7 protein-coding genes are annotated in these 8,734 nt (G+C 69.5%); 5 read left to right on the top strand and 2 right to left on the bottom strand.

All coding sequences use genetic code 11. From position 1 onward, the window contains the following. Window positions 1-568 (bottom strand): glycoside hydrolase family 3 N-terminal domain-containing protein (locus GWI24_RS34960; protein ID WP_308344194.1); only part of this gene is annotated, 568 nt, incomplete at its 3' end. A gap of 290 nt (window positions 569-858) precedes the next feature. On the opposite strand from GWI24_RS34960, the gene GWI24_RS34955 reads away from it, so the two are divergent. Genes GWI24_RS34955 through GWI24_RS34935 form a run of 5 tightly spaced genes read left to right on the top strand, consistent with a single transcriptional unit; the run spans window position 859 to window position 7,270 of the window. Next, the gene (locus GWI24_RS34955) at window positions 859-2,541 is read left to right on the top strand and encodes an extracellular solute-binding protein (RefSeq protein ID WP_210950064.1); all 1,683 of its coding nucleotides are present in this window, start codon (window positions 859-861) and stop codon (window positions 2,539-2,541) included. Next, on the top strand, window positions 2,541-3,557 hold the full coding sequence (locus GWI24_RS34950) for a sugar ABC transporter permease (RefSeq protein ID WP_247617292.1): 1,017 nt from the start codon (window positions 2,541-2,543) through the stop codon (window positions 3,555-3,557). Before GWI24_RS34955 ends, GWI24_RS34950 begins: the two co-directional genes overlap by 1 nt. After that, window positions 3,554-4,507, top strand: a complete 954-nt coding sequence (locus GWI24_RS34945) for a carbohydrate ABC transporter permease (protein WP_210950063.1) — start codon at window positions 3,554-3,556, stop codon at window positions 4,505-4,507. Before GWI24_RS34950 ends, GWI24_RS34945 begins: the two co-directional genes overlap by 4 nt. Before the next feature lie 44 nt (window positions 4,508-4,551). Beyond that, entirely contained in the window at window positions 4,552-6,555 is a 2,004-nt protein-coding gene (locus GWI24_RS34940) for a beta-galactosidase (protein ID WP_210950062.1), read from the top strand. 13 nt (window positions 6,556-6,568) lie between these two features. After that, window positions 6,569-7,270: a hypothetical protein gene (locus tag GWI24_RS34935; RefSeq protein ID WP_210950061.1), complete on the top strand. Its 702-nt coding sequence runs from the start codon at window positions 6,569-6,571 to the stop codon at window positions 7,268-7,270. A 64-nt stretch (window positions 7,271-7,334) separates the two neighbouring features. Here the strand turns inward: GWI24_RS34935 and GWI24_RS34930 are convergent, their stop codons facing one another. Further along, window positions 7,335-8,351, bottom strand: coding sequence for a LacI family DNA-binding transcriptional regulator (locus tag GWI24_RS34930; protein WP_210950060.1), 1,017 nt, complete (start codon window positions 8,349-8,351; stop codon window positions 7,335-7,337). Window positions 8,352-8,734 lie beyond the last annotated feature (383 nt).

The following is an 8,734-nucleotide window of genomic DNA, read 5'->3' as shown; positions in this document are numbered from 1 at the left end:
CCGAGGAGGAGGTGGTGTCCCGGTCGGTCTCGTTGTTGTGGGCCAGCCAGTGCTTGAGGACGGGCGCGGTGCGCCAACGATCCGGGTGGTCGCCGCGCAGCCCGCGGGTGTACGCCGTGGCCAGGGCCGAGGTGAGGTACGGATCCTCGGCGTACCCCTCCTCGTTGCGGCCCCAGCGCGGATCGCGCAGCAGATTCACCGTCGGCGACCACACATTGAGGCCCACCCGCGGATCGCGTGCGCGCATGGCCCGCGCCTCGCGGCCGACCGCCTCGCCGACGCGCCGCACCAGCTCCGGGTTCCAGGTCGCGCCGAGCCCGACGGCCTGGGGGAAGACGGTCGCCGGTCCCATCCAGGCGACGCCGTGCAGCGCCTCCTGCCCGGTGCGGAAGGGCGCGAGGCCGAGCCGCTCCACTCCGGGCGCGTACTGATGGAGCATCGCGATCCGCTCATCCAGCGTGAGCCGGGCCAGCAGATCCTCGACGCGCGTGCGCACCGGCAGCCGTGGATCGCGAAAGGGCAGATCGCGAAAGGGCGGACGCGTGATCAGATCACCGTCATCGCTCACGGATACGGCCCCTCTTCCCCAGCTCGTGCGCCGACTTCCCCAGCCCCCGACGTCGAATTGATGTCGAATCGACGTCGATTCGAAGCGCTTCGATGCTGGGTGCAGCATGCCCACCCTGTCAAGGCTCCGCGAGAGCACAACCCACCGGCACCTTGCGCCACCACTCTTGCGCGACCCCACCCCCCGCCTTAACCTCAGCGCAATATCGAAGCGCTTCGACCAATCTTCGATCAATCTCGGCCAACTCGACCATCGGTCGTACGGCGGGCACGCCACGAAGGGTTGACGCAATGCCGAACTCCCAGGCTTCGGCCTCCACTTCCCCTCCCAGCCGGAGAACCTTCCTGGCCGCCACGGCGGTTGCCGCGGCGGCCGTCGCGGGAGGGGTTCCGCTGCTCACCGGCTGCTCCACCGAGGAGGGCTCCGGCAAGGGCGGCACCACCTCCGGCAAGGAGCTGAAGAACCTGCTGCCGACCTATGCGGCCTCGAAGGTGGCGGACCCCGACATCCCCAGCGTCAACGGCTCCAGCCCCGGCTACACCAAGGCCCCGCCCGCCGCCGAACTGGTCGCCTCCGTGCAGGGCAAGCCCGGCCACGGCGGCAGCTACACGATGTTCGAACCGCTCTGGGGCACCCCGCCGCCCAAGAACAACGCCTACTACAAGGCGGTCAACGACGCGCTCGGCGCCACGGTCAAGCTCCAGCCGCAGGACGGCAACACCTACGGCGAGAAGCTCGGCGCCGTCCTCGCCTCCGGCGATATCGCCGATATCGTGATGATCCCGCTCTGGGAGATGGGCGGGCGGATCCATGGCGCGGTCAGCGCCAAATTCGCCGATCTGGGCCCGTATCTCTCCGGTGACAAGGTCAGGAAATATCCGAACCTCGCCGCCATTCCCACCGCCGCCTGGCAGATGTCCGTCTTCGGCGGCAAGCTCCGCGGGCTGCCGATGCCCTCCCGGCCGCTCGCCGGCGTCATTCCGTACTACCGCGAGGACATCTTCACCAAGGAGGGCTATCACGTCCCCAAGAGCCCGGCGGAATTCCTCGCCCTGGCCAAGGAGATCACCCGGCCCAAGAGCAAGGTATGGGCCTGCGACGACATGTGGTGGTCGGCGCAGCGGTTCTTCGGCTGCCCGGGGGAGAAGCCGTACTACTGGACCGAGAAGAACGGCAAGCTGGTCCACAAGGTCGAGACCGAGAACTACCTCGAGGCCCTGGAATGGTGCCGCAAGCTCTTCGCCGGGGGCTATGTCCACCCCGACGCGGTCGCGGGCAAGGCCAATGACGCGCTGACCCGCTTCACCTCCGGGCAGACCCTCTTGTACAACGACGGCGACGCCAAGTGGTACGGCGCCACCTTCGAACAGGCCGGCCCCAACCCCGACTTCAAGATTCAGGGAATGGACTACTTCGGCCCCGACGGCGGCGATCCGGTGATCTATCTCGACCCGCCCGCCCAGATCTGGTCCTTCCTCAACAAGAACCTCTCCAAGGAGCAGATCGAGGAAATCCTCGCCCTCGCGAACTTCATCGCCGCGCCCTTCGGCACCAAGGAGCAGCGCCTCATCGACTACGGCGTCGAAGGCGTGCACCACGACATGAAGAAGGGCGTACCGGTCAAGAACGCCACAGGAGTCCGGGACGTCCAGGACACCTACCGCTTCATCGTCTCCCCGCAGGCGAGCGTCGCCTATCCGGACTTCCCGCAGATGGTCGAGGACTACTGCGGCTGGATGCAGCGGATGGGCAAGTTCGCCAGGAAACCGCTCTTCTACGGAATGCAGATCCAGGAGCCCAACCGGTACGCCTCGCTCTACACGCCGTTCGAGGACCTCGCCAAGGACGTCACCCGCGGCCGTAAGTCGATCAAGGACGCCCAGCGGGCCATCAGCGACTGGCGCAGTGGTGGCGGCGACCGGCTCCGCGACTGGTATAGGGAACTCCTCGACGAGAACGGCAGCGGCGCCTGATGGCCGAGCCGGCCCGGGGCGCCCTGGCGGACCGTGGCACCGAGCCAAGGCACGGCATCGCGGCAGGTCCCGGCACTCCGCCGAGCCCCGGCATCCCCACCGCCCGCACCGGATGGTGGCATCGGCTGCGCCGCGACCGCACCCTGCTGCTGATGGTCGCCCCCGCCGTCGGTCTCCTCCTGCTCTTCACCTATGTCCCCCTGCTCTGGACCACGGTCGCCTTCAAGGACTACGACCCGTTCACCCAGGGGCTGTGGACCAGCCCCTGGGTGGGCCTCGACAACTTCACCCTCCTCTTCGAGGACAGCCGCTTCTGGGACGCCTTCGCCAACACCCTCTCCATCACCTTCATCCAGCTGGTGCTGTTCTTCCCGGTGCCCATCGCGCTGGCGCTGCTGCTCAACAGCGTGCTCAGCGACAAGGTCCGCGGCCTGGTGCAGTCGATCCTGTACCTGCCGCACTTCTTCTCCTGGGTGCTGGTGATCACGATCTTCCAGCAGATGCTCGGCGGCGCCGGACTGCTCGCCCAGCAGCTGCGCGCCCACGGTCACGAGGGCTTCGACCTGATGACCGACCCGGGCGTCTTCAAGTTCCTGATCACCGCCCAGCTGGTGTGGAAGGACGCGGGCTGGGGCGTGATCGTCTTCCTGGCCGCGCTCTCCGCCGTCAACCAGGACCTCTACGAGGCCGCGGCCGTGGACGGCGCGAACCGCCGGCGCCGGATGTGGCACGTCACGCTGCCCGCGCTGCGCCCCGTGGTCGCCCTGCTGCTGGTGCTGCGCGTCGGTGACTCGCTGACCGTCGGCTTCGAGCAGATCCTGCTCCAGCGCGACGCGGTGGGGCCCGGCGCCTCGGAGGTCTTTGACACCTATGTGTGGTGGGTCGGCATCGCCAACACCGACTACGGGATCGCCGCCGCCGGCGGTCTGATCAAGGGCGCCTTCAGCCTGGTGCTGGTGCTGATCGCCAACAAAGTCGCCCATATGCTCGGCGAGCAGGGGGTTTACCGGAAATGACCGTGACCGAGCGGACCGCGGCCCCGACCGGACCCGCTGCCCCGCCCCCGGCGCGGCGCCGCGACGAGAGGCGCCCGGTGTGGGAGGAGGAACCCGGCAGGGTCGGCCAGGGGCTCAAGGGGGCCACCCTTGCCGGGGTGTGTCTGGCGATCCTCGGCCCGCTGTGGGTGGTGATCGTCACCAGCCTCTCCGACCAGAGAACCATCACCGACGCCGGGGGACTGGTGATCGTCCCCAAGACGATCACCTTCCGGGCCTACACCGAGCTGCTGAGCGGCGGCACGGTGACCCGGGCGACGCTCGTCAGCCTCGCGCTCACCGCCGTGGGCACCGTGATCAGCACCGTCGTCTCGGTCCTGTGCGCCTACGGCCTGTCCCGCCCGGGGTCCTTCCTGCACCGGCCGATCCTGATGGTGCTGCTGGTCACCATGTTCTTCAACGCCGGTCTCATCCCCACGTATCTGCTGGTCACCGGCGTCGGCCTGGAGGGCAGCTACTGGTCGATGATCCTGCCCGGGGCCGTCTCGGTCTTCAATGTCCTGGTGCTGCGGGCGTTCTTCCAGAACATCGCGCCGGAGCTGATCGACAGCGCCCGGATCGACGGCGCGGGGGACTGGCGGATCCTGTTCCGCATCGTGCTGCCGCTGTCGAAGGCCGTGATCGCCGTGGTCTCGCTCTTCTACGCGGTCGGCTACTGGAGCCAGTGGTTCAACGCCATGCTCTACCTCAACGACCAGGACATGTGGCCGCTGCAGATGATCCTGCGCCAGCTGGTGATCAAGCAGCAGGCGCCGCAGGGCATGTCCCAGATGATCTCCACTCAGCAGATCCCCGGACTGGCCGTGCAGATGGCCGTCATGGTGCTCGCGCTGATCCCGGTCGCGGTGCTCTACCCGTTCGTCCAGAAGCACTTCACCAAGGGCATGCTCACCGGCGCCGTCAAGGGCTGACGCCGGTTGCCCCCGTACCCAGCCGACCCGAGACGGGAGCCGGTATGCCCGACCTGAACGACGCCACCCGCGGCCGCGTCCTCTACGGCGGCGACTACAACCCCGAGCAGTGGCCCGAGCGCGTCTGGCACGACGACATCCGGCTGATGCGCCGGGCGGGCGTCACCACCGTCACCGTCGGCGTCTTCTCCTGGGCGCGGCTCGAACCCCGCCCCGGCGCACGGGACTTCGACTGGCTGGACCGGGTTCTGGACCTGCTCCACGAGGGCGGGATCGAGGTGTGCCTGGCCACCCCGACCGCCTCCCCGCCGCCCTGGATGGGCTCCCGCCACCCCGAGACCCTGCCGCGCGACGAGAGCGGCACGGTCGTCTGGTACGGCTCGCGGAACCAGTTCTGCGCCTCGTCGCCCGTCTACCGCGACCACGCCCTGCGCATCACCGAGGATCTGGCGGACCGCTACGGCGGCCATCCGGCCCTGCGGATGTGGCACGTCGGCAACGAATACGGCACCCACTGCTGGTGCGACGAGACCGCCCGGCACTTCCGCCGCTGGCTGCGCACGCGGTACGGCGGCCTGGACGCCCTCAACGAGGCGTGGGGGACGGCCTTCTGGAGCCAGCGCTACGACTCCTGGGAGGAGATCATCCCGCCGCGCCGCGCCCAGTACCTGATCAACCCCGGTCAGGCGCTGGACTTCCGCCGCTTCACCAGCGACGCCCTGCTGGAGTGCTTCACCGCCGAACGCGACGCGCTGGCCGCCCGCACCCCGCACATCCCCGTGACCACCAACTTCATGCCGCTGTTCATCGGCCAGGACGGCTGGGCCTGGGCGGCGGAGGAGGACGTGGTCTCCGTCGACCTCTACCCCGACCCCGCGGACCCGCACGCGGCCGCCTACGGGGCGATGGTCCAGGACCTGACCCGCTCCCAGGCGGGCGGCCCCTGGGTCCTCATGGAGCAGGCCGCGGGCCCGGTCAACTGGCGCGGCGTCAACCACCCCAAGCCGCAGGGGCTGATGCGGCTGTGGTCCCTCCAGGCCGTCGCGCGCGGCGCCGACGCGGTCTGCTTCTTCCAGTGGCGGCAGTCCCGGCAGGGCAGCGAGAAGTTCCACTCCGGGATGGTCCCGCACGCCGGTGAGCACAGCCGCACCTTCGCGCGGGTGCGCGAACTCGGCGCCGAGCTGCGTGAACTGGCCCCGGTCGCGGGCACGGACGTCCCCGCGCGGGCCGCGATCCTGCACGACTGGCACTCCTGGTGGGCCACCGTCCAGGACGGCCGTCCCTCCTCCCTGGTCTCCTGCGAGCGGTTGCTGCGCGCCTGGCACCAGGCCCTGTGGGAGCGGAACCTCACCACCGACTTCGCCCATCCGCACGCCGACCTCACCGACTACGCCCTCGTCGCCGTCCCCCAGCTGTATCTGCTCACCGACGAGGCTCTGGACAACCTCGCGGCGTACGTACGCGGCGGCGGCAGCCTTGTCTGCGGCTTCTTCACCGGCGTCGCCGACGAGGACGACCGGGTGCGCCCCGGCGGGGTGGACCGCCGCCTCCGTGGGCTCCTCGGCATCCGTACGGTCCATGAGTGGTGGCCGCTGGACGAGGGCGAGGCGCTCACCGCCGAGGGCGCCTGGCTGGGCGCGTTCCACGGCACCCTCTGGTCCGAGGACCTGGAGCCGTCCACCGCCGAACCGGTCGCCCGGATCAAGGGCGGTGAGCTCGACGGCCGCCCCGCCGTCACCCGTAACGTCTACGGCACCGGCACCGCCTGGTACGTCTCCACCCTCCCCGAACCCGCCGCCCTGCGCGCCCTGCTCGGCCGCGCCGCCGAGGAGGCGGGGCTGGCACCCGCGCTGCCCGGCCTCCCCGAGGGCGTCGAGGCTGTGTGGCGCGGCCCGTACCTCTTCCTGCTCAACCACGGCCGCACCCCGGCGGTCGTCCCCCTCCCGTCCGCGCGGACGGATCTGCTCACCGGGCGCGCGCACCACACCAGCGTCCGGCTGGACCGCTTCGCGGTCATGGTCCTGGCTCCGCCCGAATCCCTCATCTGAAAGGGAAGGTCCCGTGCAACGAGCCGCTCGAACGCTCTTCCTCACCCCGCTGATCGCGTTACTCGCGCTGATCGGCTTCGCCGCCGCCCCCGCCCAGGCCGCCACCTGGTCCTCCTCGGACCAGTGGGGCACCTGGTCCAACGGGGGCTACACCCTCTACAACAACATCTGGGGCTCCGGCGCCGGCTCCCAGACCATCTGGGCCAACTCCTACAGCGACTGGGGAGTGTGGGCCAACCACCCGAACACCGGCGGCATCAAGTCCTACCCCAACGCCAAGAAGGTCGTCGGCAAGAAGATCAGCGCCATCAACAGCCTCACCAGCAACTACAGCGTGACGGTTCCGTCCTCGGGCGCCTACAACACCTCGTACGACATCTGGGACAGCGACCACGCATACGAGATCATGCTCTGGGTCAACAAGACCGGCCCGGTCGGCCCTCTCGGCACCTCCCAGGGCACCGTCACCCTCGGCGGTCATACCTGGACCGTCTACAAGGGCAGCAACGGCTCCAACCAGGTCTTCTCCTTCATCCGCGGCTCCAACTCCAGCTCCGGCTCCGTGGACATCAAGTCCATCGTGAATTGGATCAAGAACACCAAGGGCTGGTTCGGCGATGTGACCATCGGCGATGTCCAGTTCGGCTATGAGATCACCTCCTCGGCCGGCGGTCTGGACTTCCGCACCAACAGCTTCGGGGTGAGCGCGAGCTGACATCCGCGTACCGCCGCCACCCACCCACGCGGCGGCGGTACGCCACCGGCCCGGCGAGATCGCGTCAGGACGTGCCGGGCGCCGGGCCCGAGCTGGCCCGTACGGTGAGCTCCGGGGCGAGCAGGGTCACCTGCTCCTCCGGAGCGTCGCCCTCCAGCTTCGCCACCGCCAGCTCCACGGCCCGCCGCCCCATCTCCTGCGCGGGGATGGCCACCGAGGTGAGCCGCACCGACGCCTGGGTGGCCACCTGCTCGGGGCATATGGCGACCACCGAGACGTCCTCGGGCACCGCGCGGCCCTGCCGGCGCAACAGGCTGAGCAGCGGTTCGATGGCCGCCTCGTTCTGCACCACGAAGCCGGTGGTGCCGGGCCGCTCGTCGAAGATCCGGGACAGGGTGCCGTCCATGGACTCGTAGCTGCCCTCGCACGGCCGGTGCAGCAGCCGCACTCCCAGCTCGGCGGCGCGGCGGCGCAGCCCCTCCAGGGTCCGCTCGGCGAAGCCGGTGTGGCGCTCATAGACGGCCGGGGCCTCGCCCACGACGGCGATCTCCCGGTGGCCGAGGTCCGCCAGATGCTCGGCACACAGCGCGCCGGTGGCGGTGAAGTCCAGATCGACGCAGGTCAGACCGACGGTGTCGGCGGGCAGCCCGATCAGCACGGTGGGCTGGCGGGCCGCGTGCAGCAGCGGCAGCCGCTCGTCCTCAAGCTCCACATCCATCACGATCATGGCGTCGGCGAGCCCGCTGCCGGTCACCCGGCGCACCGCCGCCGGGCCCTCCTCACCGGTGAGCAGCAGGACGTCATAGCCGTGGGAGCGGGCGGTGGTGGCGACCGCGATGGCGATCTCCATCATCACCGGCACATACATGTCCGTCCGCAGTGGCACCATGAGCGCGAGGATGTTGGAGCGGCTGCTGGCCAGGGCGCGGGCTCCGGCGTTGGGGTGGTAGCCGAGCTCCTTGATGCTCTGCTCGACGCGCTCGCGCGTGGGAGCGGAGATCGACCGCTTGCCGCTGAGGACATAGCTCACCGTGCTGGCGGAGACTCCGGCGTGGCGGGCGACCTCGGCGAGGGTGACCATGCGGGGGACTCCATCCGGGGGATTGTCAGTGAAGCGCTTCGACGCATGGCTCAGGCTCCTCCGTCTGGCCATGCGGATTGACCCTAAACCCGCAGCGCAAAGGCTGTCCAGAGGGTGTCGAAGCGCTTCAACGCCACATCGCTGCCTATCGACACCCCTGCCGGCCCGGCGCCGCGGCAATCCTTCCCGGACCTCCAGATCCCGGCGTCCTCCCGCTTTGCCGTCCCGTCGGACCGGATGCACACTGGCAGCGGTACGTGCCGGTAATGTCACGAGATCGTCGCGGCAAAGGGAGCACCGATGACCGCATCCTCCGTCAGGCCGGTGTCCGAGCGTGAAGCGCGTCAGGTCGCCGAGGCCGCACGCGAACAGGTATGGCACAA

It is taken from the genome of Streptomyces sp. MK37H (assembly GCF_018035285.1).
In the GTDB taxonomy this organism is placed as follows: domain Bacteria; phylum Actinomycetota; class Actinomycetes; order Streptomycetales; family Streptomycetaceae; genus Streptomyces; species Streptomyces endocoffeicus.
The sequence above is the reverse complement of the archived record's forward strand: the minus strand, read 5'-3'. Positions and strand labels throughout refer to the sequence as shown.

Coding starts and splice junctions, on each gene's coding strand:
- GWI24_RS34955 (WP_210950064.1), top strand. CDS start 859: ATGCCGAACTCCCAGGCTTCGGCCTCCACTTCCCCTCCCAGCCGGAGA.
- GWI24_RS34950 (WP_247617292.1), top strand. CDS start 2,541: ATGGCCGAGCCGGCCCGGGGCGCCCTGGCGGACCGTGGCACCGAGCCA.
- GWI24_RS34945 (WP_210950063.1), top strand. CDS start 3,554: ATGACCGTGACCGAGCGGACCGCGGCCCCGACCGGACCCGCTGCCCCG.
- GWI24_RS34940 (WP_210950062.1), top strand. CDS start 4,552: ATGCCCGACCTGAACGACGCCACCCGCGGCCGCGTCCTCTACGGCGGC.
- GWI24_RS34930 (WP_210950060.1), bottom strand. CDS start 8,351: ATGGTCACCCTCGCCGAGGTCGCCCGCCACGCCGGAGTCTCCGCCAGC.